This window comes from Bacteroides propionicigenes, assembly GCF_018390535.1.
Taxonomy (GTDB): domain Bacteria; phylum Bacteroidota; class Bacteroidia; order Bacteroidales; family Bacteroidaceae; genus Bacteroides; species Bacteroides propionicigenes.
The window spans coordinates 20098-40577 of sequence record NZ_JAHBBW010000017.1 but is presented as its reverse complement, the minus strand read 5'-3'; the positions used below and the strand labels follow the sequence as shown (position 1 = coordinate 40577).

General features: G+C 46.8%; 16 protein-coding genes. 5 read left to right on the top strand and 11 right to left on the bottom strand.

From position 1 onward, the window contains the following. Nucleotides 1-3: 3 nt before the first annotated feature. From KG118_RS16080 to KG118_RS16065, 4 genes are all read right to left on the bottom strand, one after another. Entirely contained in the window at nucleotides 4-651 is a 648-nt protein-coding gene (locus KG118_RS16080; protein ID WP_117713028.1) for a DedA family protein, read from the bottom strand. 35 nt (nucleotides 652-686) lie between these two features. Further along, on the bottom strand, nucleotides 687-2102 hold the full coding sequence (locus tag KG118_RS16075) for a tetratricopeptide repeat protein (protein WP_117713027.1): 1416 nt from the start codon (nucleotides 2100-2102) through the stop codon (nucleotides 687-689). 172 nt (nucleotides 2103-2274) lie between these two features. Beyond that, nucleotides 2275-4014: a glutamine--tRNA ligase/YqeY domain fusion protein gene (locus tag KG118_RS16070; protein WP_117713026.1), complete on the bottom strand. Its 1740-nt coding sequence runs from the start codon at nucleotides 4012-4014 to the stop codon at nucleotides 2275-2277. A gap of 109 nt (nucleotides 4015-4123) precedes the next feature. After that, on the bottom strand, nucleotides 4124-4942 hold the full coding sequence (locus KG118_RS16065; protein ID WP_199598842.1) for a PstS family phosphate ABC transporter substrate-binding protein: 819 nt from the start codon (nucleotides 4940-4942) through the stop codon (nucleotides 4124-4126). A 180-nt stretch (nucleotides 4943-5122) separates the two neighbouring features. On the opposite strand from KG118_RS16065, the gene pstC reads away from it, so the two are divergent. The 4 genes from pstC to phoU all read left to right on the top strand — a co-directional run bounded on the left by pstC (nucleotide 5123) and on the right by phoU (nucleotide 8830). Beyond that, the gene (pstC, locus tag KG118_RS16060; protein ID WP_117713025.1) at nucleotides 5123-6310 is read left to right on the top strand and encodes a phosphate ABC transporter permease subunit PstC; all 1188 of its coding nucleotides are present in this window, start codon (nucleotides 5123-5125) and stop codon (nucleotides 6308-6310) included. Between the two features lie 7 nt (nucleotides 6311-6317). Then, nucleotides 6318-7178: a phosphate ABC transporter permease PstA gene (gene pstA, locus KG118_RS16055; protein ID WP_117713024.1), complete on the top strand. Its 861-nt coding sequence runs from the start codon at nucleotides 6318-6320 to the stop codon at nucleotides 7176-7178. A 21-nt stretch (nucleotides 7179-7199) separates the two neighbouring features. Continuing rightward, a complete protein-coding gene (gene pstB / locus KG118_RS16050) occupies nucleotides 7200-7955 on the top strand; it encodes a phosphate ABC transporter ATP-binding protein PstB (RefSeq protein WP_369834721.1) in 756 nt (251 codons plus the stop codon). A 179-nt stretch (nucleotides 7956-8134) separates the two neighbouring features. Further along, a complete protein-coding gene (gene phoU / locus KG118_RS16045) occupies nucleotides 8135-8830 on the top strand; it encodes a phosphate signaling complex protein PhoU (protein ID WP_117713023.1) in 696 nt (231 codons plus the stop codon). A gap of 455 nt (nucleotides 8831-9285) precedes the next feature. On the opposite strand, the gene KG118_RS16040 is transcribed toward phoU, so the two are convergent. The 7 genes from KG118_RS16040 to KG118_RS16010 form a co-directional block, all read right to left on the bottom strand. Further along, nucleotides 9286-9537, bottom strand: coding sequence for a hypothetical protein (locus KG118_RS16040; RefSeq protein ID WP_117713022.1), 252 nt, complete (start codon nucleotides 9535-9537; stop codon nucleotides 9286-9288). A 40-nt stretch (nucleotides 9538-9577) separates the two neighbouring features. Beyond that, nucleotides 9578-10867: a hypothetical protein gene (locus tag KG118_RS16035; RefSeq protein ID WP_117713021.1), complete on the bottom strand. Its 1290-nt coding sequence runs from the start codon at nucleotides 10865-10867 to the stop codon at nucleotides 9578-9580. Nucleotides 10868-10904: 37 nt separating this feature from the next. Next, on the bottom strand, nucleotides 10905-13937 hold the full coding sequence (locus KG118_RS16030; protein WP_117713020.1) for a BACON domain-containing protein: 3033 nt from the start codon (nucleotides 13935-13937) through the stop codon (nucleotides 10905-10907). A gap of 12 nt (nucleotides 13938-13949) precedes the next feature. Continuing rightward, a complete protein-coding gene (locus KG118_RS16025; RefSeq protein ID WP_117713019.1) occupies nucleotides 13950-15050 on the bottom strand; it encodes a FimB/Mfa2 family fimbrial subunit in 1101 nt (366 codons plus the stop codon). 152 nt (nucleotides 15051-15202) lie between these two features. Continuing rightward, the gene (locus KG118_RS16020; RefSeq protein WP_117713018.1) at nucleotides 15203-16501 is read right to left on the bottom strand and encodes an Mfa1 family fimbria major subunit; all 1299 of its coding nucleotides are present in this window, start codon (nucleotides 16499-16501) and stop codon (nucleotides 15203-15205) included. Between the two features lie 747 nt (nucleotides 16502-17248). After that, nucleotides 17249-18694 carry a DUF3868 domain-containing protein gene (locus KG118_RS16015; protein ID WP_117713017.1) on the bottom strand — a complete coding sequence of 482 codons (1446 nt, stop codon included), beginning with the start codon at nucleotides 18692-18694 and terminating at the stop codon, nucleotides 17249-17251. Nucleotides 18695-18716: 22 nt separating this feature from the next. Continuing rightward, the gene (locus tag KG118_RS16010) at nucleotides 18717-19286 is read right to left on the bottom strand and encodes a DUF3575 domain-containing protein (RefSeq protein WP_117713016.1); all 570 of its coding nucleotides are present in this window, start codon (nucleotides 19284-19286) and stop codon (nucleotides 18717-18719) included. A gap of 447 nt (nucleotides 19287-19733) precedes the next feature. On the opposite strand from KG118_RS16010, the gene KG118_RS16005 reads away from it, so the two are divergent. After that, nucleotides 19734-20363 carry a DUF5033 domain-containing protein gene (locus tag KG118_RS16005; protein WP_117713015.1) on the top strand — a complete coding sequence of 210 codons (630 nt, stop codon included), beginning with the start codon at nucleotides 19734-19736 and terminating at the stop codon, nucleotides 20361-20363. Nucleotides 20364-20480 lie beyond the last annotated feature (117 nt).

The following is a 20480-nucleotide window of genomic DNA, read 5'->3' as shown; positions in this document are numbered from 1 at the left end:
ACTTTACCGCTTTTTCTGTTTTACTCCTTTATAGATGAGGAAACCTATAATCAATACTGCCACCGCTATAATAACATAACCGATTTCATGGCTGTATTTCGTTGCTAATACATAGACATCATTGGTGGTCTTTATGTCTGTAAACCGATATATAAAATAACCCAGCAGAGCCAGTATTGTATTCCATATCCCGGCGCCCAGTGTGGTATAAAGCAAGAATGGCCCTAACTTCATGCCTGCCAGTCCTGCCGGAATACTGATGAGCTGCCGTACTGCGGGAATGAGACGTCCGAAGAATGTGGATGCAGCGCCATGCTTTCTAAAATACTCTTCGGCGTGGTGCACTTTCTCTTCATCAATAAGGCACATATGGCCGAAGCGGCTATTGGCAAATTTATAGACGATGGGACGTCCTAACCAGCGTGCAAGGTAATAATTGATAAGTGCGCCGAGGTCTGCACCGATTGTTGCGAAAATAACGACAAGAAAAATGTTCATACTGTCATCGGTCATTGCTTTCCATGCAGCCGGTGGCACTATGACTTCCGAGGGGAATGGGATAAACGAGCTTTCAATAGTCATGAAGATAGTGACTACCCAATAATTCAGATTCTCTAATACCCATTTAATGAGCTCTGCTGATGATTCCATATTCTATACTTGTGATTAATGGTTTGTTTACATTTTTATTGTAGTGCATTCAGGATATTCTTCATAGCTTTAGCCAAATCCTTTTGTTCTTCACTTTCCAGCAGTTTCTCTATTTCCTTTAAATCTTCCAATTGGAACGGACGTTTGCAGAGTTGGTTGTATTTCTGGAAATTTTCTTTATCCTTAAGCAATAAATACAGGGCGGCCAGCTTTTCGTTGATGTTCTCAAACAGGGGATCTAACTCGCTGACGTGTTCAAAAGCCAGTCGGGCATAACTCAATTGCCCGAGTTCCAAACTATATATGCCAATTTCATTCCAAGTATCGGCATACGGTGCATACTCCAAAGCCAGGGCCCATTTCTTTACGGCTTTGTCAATATCGCCGTCTTCCATATACATACGCCCTTCAATCAGATACGGGTCTATATCTTCCGGATCTATTTCGTGGGATTTCTTGAAATACTGAGCGGCTTTGCGCTTCTTTCCTAATTTGTAGAGACACAACGCAGCGTGTGCATACAGAGAAGGCAGCACCATAGAATCGGCATCTTTACTTTGTATGGCCAGTTCAATATGTTGGTATCCTTCTGCCCAATGTCCTTTGGATATCTCGTTCAGCCCGATGAACATCTGAAGGAACTCGGGATTGATAGCCTTGTATTTCTCGGCTAAAGTGTAGTTTTCCAGTGCACTCTCTTCGTTGCCCAGCTGATAGAAAGCATGGCCTTTCATTATATAGGCATCGGCAAACTCTTCATCTGCCACGGTTGCATAATCGCAGGCCTCGATAGCCTTATCAAATTGCTGTTGCTCGAAATAGCAGCGTGCCAACCCGAACCAATAAGGGGCTGAATAAGGATTTTTATCTATCAGTTTATTATAGAACGTCTCGGCTTTCTCGTTCAATCCTTGCGCATGAAAACAGTCGGCTGTGGCGGCAAGAAACGCTTCTTCTTCGGCATACCTTTCCAATCCGGTGTCCAGCCATGACAGCGCTTTGTCCGGATAGCCCATATCGATATACATATAGGCTACATCTACAATATTGGCCAAATCCTCTTTATCCTCTATGGTGTCGAGAAGTTGTTCGGCTTCCTCTGTTTTACCTTCACCCAGAAGGATATTTGCTTTGAGCACCTTTACTTCCGAAGAATAATCTTCGGAGATTCGGTCTATAATCTGCTTGGCTTTATCCCTGTCCTGCGCATCTATGAGGAGATAGGCTTGCTCCACCAATAGAGGAGTACTGTCGGGATGTATGTTTAGACCGTATTCTACGACTTCGACAGCTTGTTCGTCTTTTCCACGCATGGCATACCAGTCAGCGAGGTCGGCTAAATCGTCTGCGTCCAGATAGATAGGTTTGTTGTCAGCTTTCGCAGCCTCATATTGTTCTGCAAGTTCTTGTAACTCCTTGTCTCTTCCGGACAGCAGGTTCTTTTTACTCATTAATTCTTTTAACTCCTTATATATTTAAGTAAGTGTTGCAATTTAATTTATATCAAGAGTATCTGTCATTCAGAGCGTAGCGAAGAATCTCTTCTCCGCGTGTACATCAAGAGAGCAGATTCTTCGCTACGCTCTGAATGACAGATGGTATAAGCTGATTATACTTATTCACTTATTTGTTGATTTTACCCCAAGTATCTTTCAAACCTACCGTGCGGTTGAATACCATTTTCTCCGGTGTAGAGTCGCGGTCTACATTGAAGTAACCGATGCGCTGGAACTGCAAGTAGGAGAGGGGCTTCATACCGGCGGCATATTTTTCGATATAGCAGCATGGCAATACGTTCAGAGAATCCGGATTTATCATCTCCTTCATGGCTGTCAGTGCGTCGCAGTTCTTTTCTTCACGAATAGCGGCCAACTCGTCACGCGGATTTTCCACTTTCCACAAACGGTCGTACAGGCGGACTTCGGCTTGCAGGCAGTGTGCGCAGCTCACCCAGTGAATTGTGCCTTTTACTTTACGGCTTGCTCCGGGCATGCCGCTTTTGCTGTCGGGATCATATTCGCAGTATACTTCTGTGATTTCTCCGGCATCATTTTTCTTGCAACCGGTACACTTCACGATGTATGCGCTCTTGAGGCGGACTTCCTGTCCGGGTGTCATGCGGAAGTATTTCTTCGGAGCATCTTCCATGAAGTCGTCGCGTTCTATCCACAACTCACGGCTGAACTCAATGTTGTGGCTGCCTTCTTCCGGACGTTCCGGGTTGTTGACAGCTTCCATTTCCTCAACCTGCCCTTCCGGATAGTTGGTGATGATGAGCTTCACCGGATTCAGTACGGCGGATATACGGGTGGCACGGGCGTTCAGGTCTTCGCGTACGGCGCTTTCCAGCAACGCAAATTCGTTGAGGGCGTCATAAGTGGTGTAACCGATTTTATCAATGAACTTATGAATGGACTCCGGTGAGTAACCGCGACGGCGGAAACCGCAGATAGTCGGCATACGGGGATCATCCCAACCGTTGACAAGGCCTTCTTTTACCAAAGTCAGCAGGTTGCGCTTGCTCATGAGCGTATAGCTCAGATTGAGCTTATTGAATTCGTACTGATGAGGACGGTGGTCGTTCAAATCCTTTCCTTCTTTGACCCAGTCTACGAAGAGGTCGTACAAGGGACGGTGGGGGACAAACTCCAGCGTGCACAGAGAGTGGGTCACACCTTCAAAGTAGTCACTCTGTCCGTGAGCGAAGTCGTACATCGGGTAAGCCTTCCATGTAGTGCCTGTACGGTGGTGCGGATGTTTCACTACACGATAGATGATAGGGTCGCGGAAGTGCATATTGGGGCTTGCCATGTCAATCTTGGCACGGAGCACCATGGCGCCTTCTTCAATCTCTCCGGTGTTCATTTTTTGGAACAAGTCGAGAGTCTCTTCAATGGGGCGGTTGCGATATGGGCTTTCCACACCGGGCTGGGTAGGCGTACCCTTTTGAGCGGCAATCTGTTCGGATGTCTGTTCGTCGATATAGGCTTTGCCTTCTTTGATGAGGCGGATGGCGAAGTCCCACAACTGTTGGAAATAGTCGGAGGCATAGTATTCGTTACCCCACCGGTAGCCCAACCATTGAATATCTTCCTTGATGGCTTCTACGTACTCCACATCTTCTTTGGTAGGGTTGGTGTCATCGAAACGCAGGTTGCAGATACCGCCATGCGCGGCAGCGATGCCAAAGTCCAGGCAAATGGCCTTGGCATGTCCGATGTGAAGGTAACCGTTAGGTTCCGGCGGGAAGCGTGTCTGTACTTTTCCGTCATTTTTACCTTCTTTCAAATCGTTCTCTACTATTTGTTCAATGAAGTTCAGGCTCTTCTTTTCGCTTGTTTCTTCCCTCTTAATTTCTGCCATAATGCTATTGTTATTCGTATAGTGGCGCAAAGATAGCGCAAAATAATGAAGAATGAATAATGAAGAATGAAGAATTTCTCACCCCTTATTCTTCGTTCTTCATTCTTCATTATTCATTTACAGGAATGTATCCGCTCTTTTTGATAATTTCTTGACCAGTGGGCGACAATACGAACTGTAAAAGCGGATCTGTGAGACCGGCGTTTTTCTTATTGTAATAATAGTATAGCGGACGCACGATGGGATAGGTTTTATTGATGGCGTTTTCCAGCGTGGGAGTGGCAAAGTGCTTATCATCGTACGATACGGCAAGGGTCTTGATGCGGGGAGATACGTAGGCGAGTCCTACATATCCGATAGCTCCGCGCGTTTGGCTGACAGACTGTATGATGGCTCCGGTGGCAGGCATAGAAAGGCTGCTGCTCATATAATTCTTGTTTTTCAGTACGCTTTCCTTAAAGAATTCGTATGTGCCCGAAGAGGTTTCGCGCGAGTAGACCACTATCTTTCGGTCGTCTCCGCCTACTTGCTTCCAGTTGGTGATTTTGCCACGGAAAATATCTTCCAGCTGCTTGCGGGTGAGTTGTTCTATCGGGTTGGAGGGATGTACTACAACCGCCAGTGCATCGTAGGCTATGGGTACTTCCACCAGTTCCTCACCGGCGGCTTTCGCTTTCATTTTCTCACTGAATTTGATGCTTCTGGAAGCCATTGCTATATCAGTCGTCTTATCCAGCAGGGCGGAAATGCCTACTCCGGTTCCGCCGCCGGTGACGGTGACGCGTGCATTGGGATTCAATGTCATAAAGCGTTCGGCTGTTTGTTGCGCGATGGGGAGAACGGTGTCGCTGCCTTTGATGCGCTGGCCTTGAACGTCGGTGGCGGCAAGTGCCAGCACGAGGATAGTCGGAAATAAATGCTTCATCATAATTGTTGCTTTTTTTATCTTGCTGCAAATTAAAACAACGCATATTACAATATTGTTACATACACCGGGTTCTTGTTCGTTGTAACACGTTTGTAATATGTTTGAAACATTTCTTTCAAACGATAGTCACACTGCCTTAATATCTACCCCGTTTCTTTGTACGCAGAAAAAATAGGCAATATGAAAAAAGTTTTTGAAAAGATAGTAGAGGGCATATTGGCTTGTAGCGGCTTTGTAACAAGTCTTACGATTGTGCTTATCGTCTTATTCCTCTTTTCCGAAGCGGTGGGGCTGTTCAATAGCCGGGTAATCGAAGAAGGATACGTATTGGCATTAAATAAAGACAATAAGGTAAATGAACTTACTCCGGTTCAGATAAAAGATTTGTTTGATGAAGAGATAACAAACTGGCGGGAAGTCGGTGGGGAGAATCTCCCTATCCGGCTTTTTCGTTTGGAGGATGTTACACAGTACTATACGGAAGAACAGTTGGGAGCGTCTTATGAGAATGCAGGAGCTTGCATTACGGATTTGGTGGAACGTACGCCGGGCATCGTGGCGTTTGTGCCGCAACAGTTCATTGTCCGCCCCGACTCCGTTCATTTGCTGCAGGACAATACCATTTCGCTGAAGGATGTCTTTGCGGGAGCCGAGTGGTTTCCTACGGCGACACCGGCTCCGCAGTTCGGCTTTTTGCCGTTGATAACGGGTACGTTGTGGGTAAGTCTTTTCGCAATCCTCATAGCCTTGCCGTTCGGACTGGCGGTGGCGGTTTATATGTCCGAGGTGGCGAACCATAAGATACGGAACATGATGAAGCCGGTGATAGAACTGTTGAGCGGTATCCCTTCCGTGGTCTACGGCTTTTTCGGGTTGATTGTAATAGTGCCTTTCTTGCAGAAGGTATTCGACTTGCCTGTCGGCGAAAGCGGATTGGCGGGAAGCATTGTGCTTGCCATTATGGCGTTGCCCACCATTATTACGGTGACGGAGGATGCCATGCGCAACTGTCCGCGTGCCATGCGCGAGGCGAGTCTGGCGCTTGGGGCTTCACAGTGGCAGACCATTTATAAGGTAGTGATACCTTATTCCATATCGGGCATTACGTCCGGAGTTGTTTTAGGCATCGGCCGTGCAGTCGGTGAAACCATGGCGGTGCTGATGGTGACGGGAAATGCCGCTGTAATTCCCCATACCATTTTGGAACCTTTGCGCACGATTCCCGCCACCATTGCCGCCGAACTGGGTGAAGCGCCGGCGGGCGGAGCGCATTACGAGGCGTTGTTCCTCTTGGGAGTTGTATTATTTTTCATCAGCTTGTTGATAAACTTTACGGTAGAAGCTGTATCTTCGGGCAAAAGAAAGTAAAAAGGATATGATAAGCAGAAAACATCTTTCGCAAAACATTGCATTCGGACTGTTCCGTTTGCTGAGCCTGAGTGTGGTAGGAATCCTCTTCGCCATTCTCGGTTTCATTATATATAAAGGTATAGGAGTCATCAATTGGGAATTCCTGACGAGCGCACCTGCGGACGGTATGACTTCAGGCGGTATCCTGCCTGCCATTGTCGGTACTTTTTGCCTGATGGCAGGTAGTGCGTTGTTCGCTTTTCCGGTGGGGGTGATGAGCGGCATCTATATGAACGAATATGCGTCTAAGGGATGGATTGTACGTTTCATCCGTGTCATGACGAATAATTTGAGCGGCATCCCTTCCATTGTATTCGGACTTTTCGGTATGGCGTTGTTTGTCAACTATATGGATTTTGGCGACAGCATTCTGGCGGGTTCGCTCACATTGGGACTGTTGAGCCTGCCTTTGGTGATTCGCACCACCGAAGAGGCTTTGAAAGCGATACCCGACAGCTTGCGCGAGGGTAGCCGCGCCTTAGGAGCCACCAAGCTGCAAACCATTTGGCACGTAATTCTTCCGATGGGAATGCCCAATATTATCACCGGCCTGATTCTTGCTTTGGGACGCGTGTCAGGAGAGACTGCGCCTATTCTCTTTACCTGCGCCGCCTATTTCCTGCCGCAACTGCCCGGCAGCATATTCGACCAGTGTATGGCGTTGCCCTATCATCTGTATGTCATCTCTACCAGCGGTACGGATATGGAAGCCCAGTTGCCCATTGCTTACGGAACGGCTTTGGTGCTGATAATCATCATTCTCTTGGTGAATCTTCTGGCAAACGCTTTGCGGAAATACTTCGAGAAGAAAATCAAAACGAACTAAATAAATAAAATCATGAATGGCATGATGAATAAAATAGAAACGCGTGATGTAAATTTCTGGTATGGCAACTTCCATGCACTGAAAGGTATCAGCATGGATATTGCAGAGAAATCGGTTGTGGCTTTTATCGGTCCTTCCGGTTGCGGCAAATCCACTTTTCTCCGCTTGCTGAACCGTATGAACGATTTGATACCCGACACTCGCCTGACGGGGGAAATCCTTATCGACGGGCAAGATATATATAAGAAAGGTGTACAGGTGGACGAACTCCGCAAAAATGTAGGTATGGTATTTCAGCGTCCCAATCCTTTTCCGAAAAGCATCTTTGAGAACGTGGCTTACGGATTGCGTGTAAACGGTGTTACCGACAGTGCGTTTATCCGCCGGCGGGTGGAGGAGAGCCTGAAGGGGGCTGCCCTTTGGGATGAGGTGAAAGACAAGCTCAAAGTATCCGCCTACGCCCTTTCCGGCGGGCAGCAACAGCGCCTTTGCATAGCACGTGCTATGGCAGTGTCTCCGTCCGTCTTGCTGATGGATGAGCCGGCATCTGCCCTCGACCCCATTTCGACGGCTAAGGTAGAGGAGCTCATTCACGAACTGAAGAAGCAATATACCATTGTAATCGTTACCCATAATATGCAGCAGGCAGCCCGCGTAAGCGATAGTACGGCTTTCTTCTATATGGGCGAAATGGTGGAGTTCGGTGATACTAAAAAGATTTTCACCAACCCCGATAAGGTGGAGACACAGAACTACATAACGGGACGTTTCGGATAGCGGCGTGTTCCGTGCGTTGGTACAAGCAGTTTCGCACGTTGGTACAAGCAGTTTCCTACGTTGGTACAAGCAGTTTCGCACGTTGGTACGAGTAGTTTCCTACGTTGGTACAAACAGTTTCCCCGGTTGGAATAATTTATATGATATGTAATTGATAATTTTTAAATAGAAGGAATATTATGGTAAAGTTTATCGAATCAGAGCTCGTCTTGCTGAAAAAGGAAATAGACGAAATGTGGACCTTAGTGTATAATCAGCTTGACCGTGCAGGAGAAGCCGTACTGACCTTAGACCGCGAATTGGCACAACAAGTATTGGTGCGCGAACGTCGCGTTAATGCCTTTGAACTCAAAATAGACAGTGACATAGAAGATATCATCGCTCTTTATAATCCTGTTGCCATCGACTTGCGTTTTGTGCTTGCCATGCTCAAAATCAATACGAACTTGGAACGTCTGGGCGACTTTGCCGAGGGGATAGCCCGCTTTGCCATCAATTGCAAGGAACCGGTGCTGGATGGCGAACTGGTAAAGGAATTGCGTTTGGAGGAAATGATAAACCAAGTGTTGTCCATGCTCGAACTTGCCAAGAAAGCCCTTCAGGAGGAAAGTCAGGAAATGGCGACAGCCGTATTCGCCAAAGATAACCTGTTGGACGAAATCAATGCGAATGCCACTGCGGCTCTTGCCGGTTATATCGGCAAGCACCCCGATAGTGCACTTTCTTGTCTGAATCTGGTTAGCGTATTCCGCAAACTGGAGCGTTCCGGCGACCACATTACGAATATCGCCGAAGAGCTTGTATTCTTTATTGATGCAAAAGTACTGAAACACAGCGGGCGTACGGACGAAAACTATCCGGATGATAAGAAGTAGATAACTTTTTAGGATATTTTTAGTGTTTAATGGAAAATAACCCTATATTTGTCCACTGAAAACGATTGCAGATGTAGAAAAGTGCTTTGAAATGATAATAAAATCAAAAGATTTTTAGAAAAGATGTTATATGACATGTTTTTTAATTTGGTTAGTATCTCGAAAAGCGGCTATCTTTGCAACGTTATCCTGAAAACAATCTTTTTACCTTAAAAAAAAACTAATACCTATTGAAAACTGAAAAAGGAGGCTTTGTGAAAAGCTTCCTTTTTTTCTTTTATAACCATTCGTCCCCGCTCATATACGGTTCCTTCCCACAATAAATCCCCACCCACTTACCGCTATCTTCGCAGACGGCCTGTAAGTGGAGTGAGGAATACAAACAAAACAAACAATATCTTTTTCAGAAAAGATATTATTTTTCTTCTATCTTTTTCAAGACATTATTTTTCCGGTCAAGGCATTTGCAGTGTAATCTCCCTATCCGAACAAAGAATGATGTTGAACTTCTCTATCACTTTCTTGAAGTCCACTTCCACCCGTTCGCACGTATTGTTTACAAATTGCTTGGCTTTCACATAGCCTTTCTGCAGTTGCTTTATGATTTCTGCGGAGCGTCCATAGGCATACCAACGCCCTTCTTCTTCGTAGATATACATTCGTTGCGTGTCTTCTGATTCGCGGGATAAGATGTACTGCATATTCATAATAATTTGGTTTTAAGAGAATTTGTTTCTTATGTTGTTATTAAGGCAACCTTACGGTAATGGTCTTTCTGATTTTCCCGCTGGTCACGTAGAAGTCAAAGTCCGACGTCACTACTCCGGTATCAATGTATATCCATACGCTCGACACTTTTCTGTCGGCATCGGAGGTCGCTTTTCCACCTGTAGTGCCGGGGCTGAACGTAACGCCTGCCGGAGCGTCCACTATCTTCCAGCCTTCGGAGTAGTTGTTGGTAAGAATCTTCAGTTTGGCAAAGCAGATTCTTCCGTTGTCGGCAAGCTGCATGGTGGCGGAGTTTACACCGAGGAAAAACCGGTCGTCGGTGGTGATGTCCAGAATGTCGCTTTCGTCTGCACTGAGTGTCATGACAACGGAATTGAATGCCCGGTTGTCCGCTTCGCCGCTCAGGGCTGCCTGACGTGTTCTTCCGGCATAATTTACGTTCTGCAAGGCAAATACATATTTGTAGTTGCGTGTCAGCCGGTCTATCTCATCAGTCTGTTCGGCTTTAATCATGTCCAGCCGGTAGTAACCTTCCGCACCGTAGTATTTGCCGCGAATCAGTACCGAAATCTTGTTCGAAGCGTCGTTCACGGTTTCCGCCACATAAGCGGAAGCTATTTCCTGCCGATTGGGTTCACTGCTGTTCACGGTAGGGGATACCTTGATGCTGCCAACGATAGGAGAGGTCGCAGGAATGCCTTGACCGGCTACGTAGCCTTGCGCGCGGGTGTTCAGCACTTCAATCTCCAAGAACTCAAATTCACTCTTGCTCTGCGTGGAGTTGTATTGCACTTCTACTTTGGCGAGTGAGCGGAGCAGATTGACCTTGACGTCGTAAGTGCGGTTCCGGCTGATGCCGTCGAACTCTTGGGTTTCGCCGTACATGGGCATATAGGTCAGGTCGGCTGCGGTAAAGATGAGGCTTTGCAGGGCGGCGTCTTTTGCCATTCCTGTACTCAGTGCCGATACGTCTGTATTGGCTACCAGTGCCAGGCCGACTTGTCCGGTACTTTCTTTCACTGCAACGTAGAATTTTCCTTCACTTGCATTCTGATACTTGCTTGTAATGTCCGTTATTTCGGCCAGCGTACCATTTTCAAATGCCAGCAAGTGCAGAGAGTTGATAGTCTCATCATTGCCGATGGCTCGTGTAGCTTCAGGCAGCCGGGCGCTGGGGACAGACAAACTAAGCATGACTTGTGCATTTGCTGTTTCGGCGGTAGAGCAATCTCCGATGTCGTCTGTCACACAAGAGGCAAATCCGGCGATGAAGAGCAGACTGTATATTATTTTTCGTAAATGCTTCATAGTTCTTATTGTTTTTAGTTTGTTCCATTTATCCTTATCAGCCGCGTTGCTGAGTTACTGTAATGCTCTTTTCCGTTCCGTCACTGAATCTGATAACCAAGACTGCCGAGCGCGCTCCGCCTGTATTTCTTTCGGCTGCGGTGAAAGTAATGGTCTGCGCACTTCCTGTTCCGCCTTCGTCCGGTGTCATGGTGAACCAAGATGCTCCCGGGTCTATGACTTCCCATGTTTCTGTGATAGATACCAAGGTTGCAGTTATTGTTGCTCCTGCATAATTTCCTAAGGTGATGGATTCGGGAACCTTGATGGCGTTCTGTATGCTCGATTTCTCATCCTTTATGCAGCGTACAGAGCCTGCGTAGCTTGGCTTGGCGTACAAATTGTTACTGCTTTCTATCAATCTGTGTATATGGCGTCCATTGCCACTGCTGCTGTTCGGTTTACTTGTATCTTCCGCTCCATGCAAGAATAAGGCTCCCGGGCGGGTGGTACCATTCGCATTGATGGAAGAATTGGTCCATACAATACTGTTGACTGTTATACTATATTGATTGTCAATGTGTGCAAATTTATTCATGTTGCCGTCGTATACACCGGATATTGGCAGCCAAGTGGCTCCGGATATTGATTCCGCATTATTCTTTTGACCATAATATTCCCCCCAATACCTATAATAGTAAGTTGGCACTCCTGTTGGTTTAGCACCTCCATTACCAGTGCCTAAGCTGACCCAAAAACCGTACGAGTCTGTATTAGATGGATTTATGTAATTGGGGCTTTTGTTGTTGACATTGTTCGGCCAATATACATTATTTTTATCCCAGTTTGTATTTTCGCTACTGGACCTTCCGGATTTAAACACCACTGAACCTACCGGCGGCACTCTGTATCCTACCGGGCACGGGTCATAGATAGTCTTGTTTCCCGCATCTCTTTCACCATTTGAATCAAAGCCTTTATCCGTTCCCCACAAGAGGGCATAATCTGTACCGGTGAGTGCGCTTCCGCTTAATGTGGTAGGTGCTTTTTGGGCATCTTCTACGGACATGGAGGTTCTACTCCCCCATGGGAATCCGTTAAGATTGGAAGTCGTCATTCTGCTTGCATTCTCAGCTATCGCACCTGCTCCGATGAACGGGTCTTTGCGCCCCCATTGATAGAGCAATCCCAAAGAGGCAAGTCCCGGTTTGGGGCTGAGTGCTCCCAAGTTACGATCCATAAAGGTGTAGCCGGTACTCCATAATTCAAGATGGGAAGCTATTTCTCCGGCATCAACGATACCGTTTCCGTTATTATCCATATCCGGACATATCCACAGATGCCATGACCATAGCAATACGCCATTTGCGTCGAATGCACCTATCAGGGCGTTTCCGCCTTTCAGATTGGGTTGGTTGCTGCCGGCTATGTTGCTGTTCCGCTTGCTGAGGTCTATTTGGTATCTTACGATGCCATCTTCGCTAATCTTGGTTTTTCCGTTTTTCGTTTCCAGTTTCACCAGTCCGGTAGCGGTTTCCCATATAATCTTCACATCGGCAGGGGCTATGTTGGGCTCTTGGTCAGCCAAGGGTTTGCCATCGGATATCATGCCGTCCTCGCCATTTCCTTTTACGGTTACGGGCAGGTCTTGCCAGATGTGTGTGCCGTCGTCCGATACGACGTAGCAATTGGCTGTTCCTTTACCTTTTTGGCGTACCATGATTACTTTGCGCAGGTTTCCGGAGGTGATGACGAAACTGCCGCGGCGTTGCCCGCCTTTGTTCTCATGAGGAGTAATGAGCACTCCGTTGCCGTCTGCCGTCTTGGCTACGGTGTACCAGCTGCCTGCTTGCGAGCCGGTTTCTATATCCCAACCGTTGTTATGGGTGGTGGTTACGTTTATTCTGTTTCCGCTTTGGTTGTTGGCTGCCATAAGCACGCCGCCCGCATCTACTTTCAGTGTGTACTGCCCGCCTATGCCACGCATAAATTCGGTAGTCCATGCGGTGATTGTCACTTCCATGCCTACCACTACATGGTCCAGCGCTTCGTCCGGTTCGTCCGTGCCGGGACGTGTCACGCCTGTGATGTCGAAGTTGTAGATGTGGTTGCGGATAGCGTTGTAGTAGGTGCTGCCTGTGTTCTTCTCTTTGAAATCCACACGGTAGTAAGTCTCCGCAGCGCTGCCCTTATAGTAACCGCCTACTACGAGGCACATCGGTTCTTCGCCGGTGTTGTCCGATTCGGGTACGTATATCTTGTTTTCAATGCTGTAATCGGCATCGGCGTTGAATACTATTCCGTTGGGCCGGCCGTCTTTGTATCGCGGCATATAAGATACGTTTGTCGGTATGGAAGGCGCAATGATGGTGGGCGAACCTTCGCTGTTGGGTTGCGGTGCGTGTAATGAGCCTGCCAGTCCGCCGGTGCGTGCGTAGTACACGCGTACGCTCTTCAACTTGAAGATGTCTGTTTGGTCTTCGGCTTTTACGCCTTGTCCTTTGTTCACCGTTACGTTGATTTTGGATACGGCTCTGTACAATCTTACATCACCGCTCACAATCTTACCCTCTTGGGTGGCGATGGTGATTTCACCCCACATGGGGATGGAACGCCGGCTGACGTCCCAAGCAGAAGAGAATCCGTATTCCAAGTCTTGAAGGATGTTGCTCTTGTCTCTGCCTTCTGCGGAGTTCACGATGCTTATGAGGTCGGAACCGTTCTCCTGTTCTTGCAGGTTGGCCAGTATCAATACGGTGATTTCCGTGTTTACGGCCTCTGTTTTGTTGATGGTGGCGATGAATGTGCCGGCATTGCTCAGTGAATTGTCGAACTTCTCGATACAGGTTCCGTTTGCACTGAAAGCCAGTGCGTATATGTCTTTGATGGCAGTCTCATATTCGGAGTGCGCCGCTTCGTCGGGACCGTAGATAAGCCCGCGGGTTGTACCGTTGTCCGTAGGGATGCTGAGTACTAAACTAAGACCGGTCTGCCCGTTGGCAGGATTGTCCACCAGTTGGTCGTCTGCACAAGACGCAAGCTGCATCTGGAGCAGGAAGAGTGCTGCTATGTAGTATAACCAGGTTTTCATTGTCTGTTTGTTTTAGAGGTCAAAGTTGTTAATCTGTACTATCCAGTCGTTAATTTGGATAACGGTCTTAATCATTCTCAGGTTTCCGTCTACAAAAAATATCATCCCGAAACTGTCTTCGCGGTCCAAGTATTCGGAAAGGGGCATATCTATGAAGCCTTGCTCTTTCAGAAGGGCTAAGTAGCCGATGAGCTTGTTGCTTGGAAGCAGTTCTTCGCCGGTCTCGGTGTCCACAATCTTGAGTCGGGGATTCTGGGTGGTGAGCAGGCGGGCGACGCTTATCTCGGCAACGGCGGCGGGATATTCGGTTTCGGTGGAGCCGTCGGTACTGAGGGCTCGGGTTTTGATGCTGGAGTCTTCGGTGACGTACGGTTCGTAGGTCAGCAGGTTGTCATTCAGCAGGGAGTTGTCATAGTTCATGTGGCCGTTGTCATCGTAGATGGCATAGTTGAAGCGGCTCTTGTTGATGGCGCGGGTCACGGGCTTGTCGGTGCTGTTCACTTGGGCTATGACGATGCGTATGGTATTGGTATTCTTTACGAGATCCATGGTGGTTACCACTTGCCGGCGTGCGCGGGTGGTGGCGGTTATTTGTTCGGGGAAAGTAACGTTGGCTATCCGGTCGTGGAACAAAGACGGCAGTGCACGTTTCACGATGTATTCGCCTTCTTCGCCTTCGGCGCGGGTGTTGTCTATGTTGCGGCGTGTCAGTACGGTGAGGTCTTCACGGGTGGAGACGCCGGGGGTGAGCAGGGGTACGGCGAACGATTGGTCGTCCAGTCCCGCCCAGGTGATGAGGTCGTAATTGCCGGGTTCCATGTCTACTGTCATGGCATACTCCCCGGAGGCGAGACGCTCGCCTTCTTCCGTTTTCTGGTAAGCGAGTGTTCCGTCTTCATTGAAAGCATAGAGCGTCACGGTCTTCACTTCTTTGGAGAAGGCGTCCACCTTCTTCATGTTGTAGTCATACTTGAACTTTACTTGGTATTCGATGCTGCAATCGCCTTTGTCGTAATCCAGGATTGAGTCGCAGGATGCCATTGCACCAGCCAATACTGTAAGTTGCAGTATGCTTCTTGCTGATTTCTGTATGGTAGTGAATAATCGTTTCATGCTTTCTGTTTTTAAGGCTTTGATAGAGAATGTTTTGTTTGGTATCAATCTTCAGAGGAAAGAAAGAGAGGGGCGGGGATTCCACCCCTTTCTTTCTACCGGTTTCTTAAGGATTAAGGTTATGAATATATTATAAGAGAGAGTTCCTTTAATTAGAGGTCAAATGAATTGTCGTTGACTGTCCATTCCTCAATAATCAAATCCAACTTCATCATGGTCTTGTCTGCCGCCGGAATAATAGTGGGGAAACCGAGCTTGCTTACACTGTTAATCGCAAGTTTATAAACATTGTTGCGTACGATAACGTTATTGCCTGCTGCTCCGGTATAGATAGGCTGTCTGTAATAGCACATACCACCTTCGTATTTGTAGATATTGATTCCGCCAAACTCGGCAATGCTGCTATCATCGGTTAATTTTAATCCTGTGCCGAAAGCTTCTTTTAATCCTGCGAATGAATATACGGTATTGTTCCAAACATATACATTGGCATCCTTGACAGCTTCGGTGTCGTTGATGCCGTCAGCAACAATCTGGGCTTTGTAAAGGATAGAGGTAATGCCTGTGCCGTTAGCCGGATTTACGTCTGCATTGTAGTTCTCAAAACAGTAAGTGATTTGAGCGTCGTCTGCAACAGCGTTCATCGGGAGATATTCAAATGCTTTAAATTCACCTGTAAATACAGATGTTTCAATAAATTCAGTGACTTTCTTATCGCTTTGCTCAACAATGTTGGAAGCACTGGTAAGGTTGGTGAATGCGTAACCCTTGAAGTTTACTTTTACTGTTTTATCGAGGGCATTGTCATTGGTTGCAGGCTTGGTAACATCCCATGATGCGGTAGCGGTTTCTTCCTTCAGTTTGGCGGCAATACGGGTTACGGTAACGGTTACGGTAGTAGTCTGCTTTTCTATTAAGTTTGCTACAGCCGGAGTCTCACCGTACATAATGAATGAGTTCTCAGCGTCAGGAACAACACTGCTTGTCAGTTCCTTCAATTTTGCTTCTACGGCTGCCGGTGCCATAACCTGATTATTGATAGTGCCTATTAATGCTAATGCGGCTGCATCCGGATTCATGATGACGTATGCTTTGACTTCGCCGGCAACTACTTCAAACGGAGTGGATTGGTAGTATTTACCGTCACTGCTTGGGTTTGCTTCTGATGATACCGGAGCAAATTCATCTCTGGCTATCGTTTTGGCTATGGCTTTGTCTGTGCCATTCGTATAAGCCACGAATAATAATGCCTGGCTGAAGGTTTGCTCTTTGGCAAGCCCGGCTTCTGTTGCTCTGGTTGCTGCACCGGAGGGCTGATAGGAAAAGCGGAATTGCATTACCGCATTCTTTTCTGCATTGTTGCCGCCGTCTGCAATCGGGTCGTTCTCGTTGCTGCAAGATATCATTGCCATTGCAGCCAGTGTCGCTAAAAATAAACTTCTGAGTTTCATAATCTATAAGTTTTTAGTTGGATAATTATATGCTTTGTCTTTATCTTGTGAAGCCTTGCATTTACGGGCTTCTGCTGAGGGAACATTATTACTTATATATAATAATGTGGAGCAATTCATGGAGAGCGGGTCTCTGCCGGATTGGTGTGGTAGGATGGAAGTGTCTTATCTGATAAGAACAAGGGCTTCCGTGTGGTGGTCTCTTTATTTTTTCGATATTGTCCGGGTTTTGTTTGTTATATACTCTATTATTTCAATTGTTTTGTTTTTCCTTTTGGGGTATTACAAATATAGCCGCAAATACATTTGGTGCCCGTTGGCGTTCTGGTCAAATAAAGAGGGTGTTTTTGTAAAAAATAAAACCGTTTTTTCGGGGTGGGTATTTTAATCAACGATGAATAATTCACAATTGCTCGCCCGCTGCAGGGGGTGGTGTTTTCAATGCCGGTGTGAGAAAGAAATGAGAACCGGATATGGTGTACATTAGATTCTGATAGGATGCACATCGGAATCTTGTATGATGTACATCATAATCCGGTTTGATGTATATCATATCCGTTTCAGTAGGAATAAAAAAATGAGGTTGTGTCAAAATGTAAAAGTCCTATCAGTCTGTCATTCTGAACGTAGTGAAGAATCTCTTCTCTGCATACATAAGAGAGGAGATTCTTCGTCGCAAGCTCCTCTGAATGACAGACTGATAGGACTTTTACATTTTGACCTCAACCTCAAGTTAAAGGGGTGCTATCAGTAGTTGAGTTTTGCCAGTTCTGCCAGATTAATGTCGGCTTTTTCGGCCAGTCCGGCTTCTTTGGCTTTGTCGAAGTATTGCTTGGCGGTATCCGGATCGCCTTCCAGCATGGCCACCACCCCTAAATTGTTGATTGTTTCAGCCAGATTCGGATTGGCTTTAGCCAGATACTTTTTGGCTGCCGTAAGGTCACCGCCACGTTGCAGTTCCATAGCTGCGGCATTGAGATTGGCGGTAGCGTCATCCGGGAACATGAGTACTGCCACCCGGAAAGTATGGTTGAATTCTTCACTGCCCGGTTCGCAGGTCTGCGCCAAGTTATAGAGCTCTTGCAGGCTCAGCTGTTGCGGACGGGTTTTGATAATCTCACGCGTTTCGTCCACGTCGAATCCGCGTACTTCATAGGAGATGATATAGTCGGAATGACGCAAGGCGGGATAACATTCTCTTAATAGGAAACGATAGTTTTCGCCGCCTACGAAGCGGGCGATACGTTGCTCTTTGGCATCCATGTCGTCTTCTTTGAGGTCGATGATTTGCAGAATTTCATCCTTCTGCGCTAAGGAAGACTTCTCAATGAACTTGCGGAAGCCCGCCCAGTCCTCGGGGGTGGAAGTCATGGACAATTGTTTGTCGGGGAAGTCGTAGTGTCTCCGCACATGGTTCAGCAAAGTTTGGGTACGTCCTCGGGCCAGCCGGGTATTGTTGGCATAACTGCCTTCGGGCGAAGCATATCCGTCGATACGGATGCCGGTAACGACGATGTTGCGGTCGGAGCGGACCGTGTCGATGGTACTGCGTATTTTTTCCAATTCCACTTTGTTGTTACGGTAGGTGGGATAGATGATGGTTTGGTTCACAGGGTAGTCCAGGAAGGCACGTCCTTCCAGTGCACGACGTTTCACGGGTTCCGCTTTTGGGGTGATGTAAGCAATGGCGGGTTGTACTTTGGCGGGGGTGAGGTTCAGCGTGGTGATGGGATCCAGACTTTCGGCTTCCACCAAGTCCCGGCAACCGCAAAGGTCGGCATCCATTACAAGATTGGCGTTTTTCATCCAACGCTCGTAGGGTATCTGTACCAAATAGTTGACCCGTTGCTCGGTGTGGCGTTTCCGGCGGATAAGGGCATAGGCGTTTTGGGGTACTGTGTTATTGCGTTCCTGCACCAGCGCGCGTCGCCGTCCGTAAACCACCACCGGAGGAAGTAGTTTACTCTGTCCGTCGTGTTCCAGTATCGGGGTGAGCGTGGCGGCACGGTTGGAGGAAATCTTCATGTTTTCCTGCATAATGATGTCCATGGATATGGTAAGACGGTTGTCGTTGCCACGAGTCACGGACTCTTTCTCGATGCGTACTTGGTCTTTGTATACAACGGTGGACTGCGCCTGGGATTTAAATCCCGGCAATGTCGCTAATAATATAAGGTAGATTACTTTTTTCATATTGTCTGTAGAGTTTGTTTATTCAGAATAAATAGATGAGACTGGCGGCTGCCTTGGTGGGACCTAAATAGTTCTTATGTCCCTCGTCTATTTTGTCTCCGCAATCCACGCAGGGATATTTTTCGTATTTGGCCCGGACGTAGCCCACACCGATATTCAGTTCCACGTTCCAGTGTTTTCCCAGAATCCATTGATAGCCGTAGGAAATGCCGGCGCCGTAGAAGTGCCCTTTGAAGCGGTGGTCTTCCAGTTCTTTCCAGAGTCCGAAAGGCATCTTGATGCCCGCCGCCTGATAAATGCCGCCATGGGCATGGATACCCACGAAATGCCCGTTGAAGCGGTCGCAAAACCAATACCTGTACTCGGGTTGGAATGCAAACATCTTGAACATCTTGTAATTGTTCTTTTCCCAAGGATTGTAGTTGAGGTACAAATCCAGAGTCGTTTTCTTGCTTAAACCTATCTCAGCTCCTAAATTGATGGTTTTGGTGATGTCCATCAAAACATTCGTTTTTATTCCCACCACTTGCCCATATAATAAGGTGGAGGCAAACAAGCAAACGGATACTAACAGTTTTCTTCTATTTTCCATATCGAGGAGGTTTTGTTTTGTTTAGCCTAAAGGTAGTCTGATTAGCCGAAACCGCTCGTTGGCGTATTCATCTTTATTCGTTGGTGATTCTTGCAATTGTAATTTCATGACATAGGTGAATTTTGCATGGTGGGTGTTTCTTTCTTTTAAAGAGGGTAAATCATTCCGGCTGGGGCGGCGGTGGATTTACACCTTATGGGTGAATGAAATACGGGCGGTGGTATTTGGATAAGTTGTATATTTTGTGATAAACGCTTGTATAGTGCGTGTTTCATTCAAAAAAGAGTGGTGATTTGTTCAAAATTCATTGGGAAAAGTTTGATTATCTGAATAATATACCTATGTTTGCGGCATATATAATGAATAGCGGTCCCCTGAGGAATACAAACAAAACGATTTTCAGGTTTTAGATTAAACAAACTAACAAACATTTTAGGAGGACCCTTTATGAAGAAGATTTATTCTTTAATATTGTCAATGGTCATGATGTCGGGATTGGCATCATGCACTGCAAGCCAAAATGATGAAGACCTAACGGATACAACTTCTGTATTCCGGTCTGCAATGGATATTTACGGAGTAGAATATGCTTCGGATAATATCTCCGATAAAAACAATATCCCTTCCATACTTGCCGAAGATATGTGTGCCGTGCTTGAGACTCTGCGGCTGAATAGCAATACGCAGCAGAACTGCATCCGCACTTCGGACAATTCTTATGAGAAAGTTATAATGAACGGAACTTACCAAGCCGTTACCCGCTCTTCGGGCAACGAGGATTTTGCATTGAGTGTGGCGTTAAAGTTCAGTATTGAAAAAGGGCAGGTATATTACTGGGGTACGGATTACTCTTATTCTTCCGGTTTGTTCGACTGGTCGGCACAAGGTTTGTCTCTTTCTCCCCAAAAGGATGCTGATGGCTATACTTATGAATTTGAGTCGGAAACTTTCCTTTATTTCAAGGTGAGCGATGAGGCTGATACTATTGTAAGAGTGCCGGTTGTCTTCAGGGGAAGTTATAATTTTCGGACAGAGCAAGGGCAATATTATTTCAAGTTGTTAAAATATAGTAGATAATACAGCATTATATTCGGCTGTATAAAGATGAGGAATGCAACAAAAACAGACAAACGCGAGTCGGGACTGGCAAATGCTTCCCGGCTCTTTTTTTGTTATCTTTAAATCTTGGCACTG

Bases quoted from the DNA above. Each gene is read 5' to 3' on its own strand.
- KG118_RS16080 (WP_117713028.1), bottom strand. From the start codon at position 651: ATGGAATCATCAGCAGAGCTCATTAAATGGGTATTAGAGAATCTGAAT.
- KG118_RS16075 (WP_117713027.1), bottom strand. From the start codon at position 2,102: ATGAGTAAAAAGAACCTGCTGTCCGGAAGAGACAAGGAGTTACAAGAA.
- KG118_RS16070 (WP_117713026.1), bottom strand. From the start codon at position 4,014: ATGGCAGAAATTAAGAGGGAAGAAACAAGCGAAAAGAAGAGCCTGAAC.
- KG118_RS16065 (WP_199598842.1), bottom strand. From the start codon at position 4,942: ATGATGAAGCATTTATTTCCGACTATCCTCGTGCTGGCACTTGCCGCC.
- pstC (WP_117713025.1), top strand. From the start codon at position 5,123: ATGAAAAAAGTTTTTGAAAAGATAGTAGAGGGCATATTGGCTTGTAGC.
- pstA (WP_117713024.1), top strand. From the start codon at position 6,318: ATGATAAGCAGAAAACATCTTTCGCAAAACATTGCATTCGGACTGTTC.
- pstB (WP_369834721.1), top strand. From the start codon at position 7,200: ATGATGAATAAAATAGAAACGCGTGATGTAAATTTCTGGTATGGCAAC.
- phoU (WP_117713023.1), top strand. From the start codon at position 8,135: ATGGTAAAGTTTATCGAATCAGAGCTCGTCTTGCTGAAAAAGGAAATA.
- KG118_RS16040 (WP_117713022.1), bottom strand. From the start codon at position 9,537: ATGAATATGCAGTACATCTTATCCCGCGAATCAGAAGACACGCAACGA.
- KG118_RS16035 (WP_117713021.1), bottom strand. From the start codon at position 10,867: ATGAAGCATTTACGAAAAATAATATACAGTCTGCTCTTCATCGCCGGA.
- KG118_RS16030 (WP_117713020.1), bottom strand. From the start codon at position 13,937: ATGAAAACCTGGTTATACTACATAGCAGCACTCTTCCTGCTCCAGATG.
- KG118_RS16025 (WP_117713019.1), bottom strand. From the start codon at position 15,050: ATGAAACGATTATTCACTACCATACAGAAATCAGCAAGAAGCATACTG.
- KG118_RS16020 (WP_117713018.1), bottom strand. From the start codon at position 16,501: ATGAAACTCAGAAGTTTATTTTTAGCGACACTGGCTGCAATGGCAATG.
- KG118_RS16015 (WP_117713017.1), bottom strand. From the start codon at position 18,694: ATGAAAAAAGTAATCTACCTTATATTATTAGCGACATTGCCGGGATTT.
- KG118_RS16010 (WP_117713016.1), bottom strand. From the start codon at position 19,286: ATGGAAAATAGAAGAAAACTGTTAGTATCCGTTTGCTTGTTTGCCTCC.
- KG118_RS16005 (WP_117713015.1), top strand. From the start codon at position 19,734: ATGAAGAAGATTTATTCTTTAATATTGTCAATGGTCATGATGTCGGGA.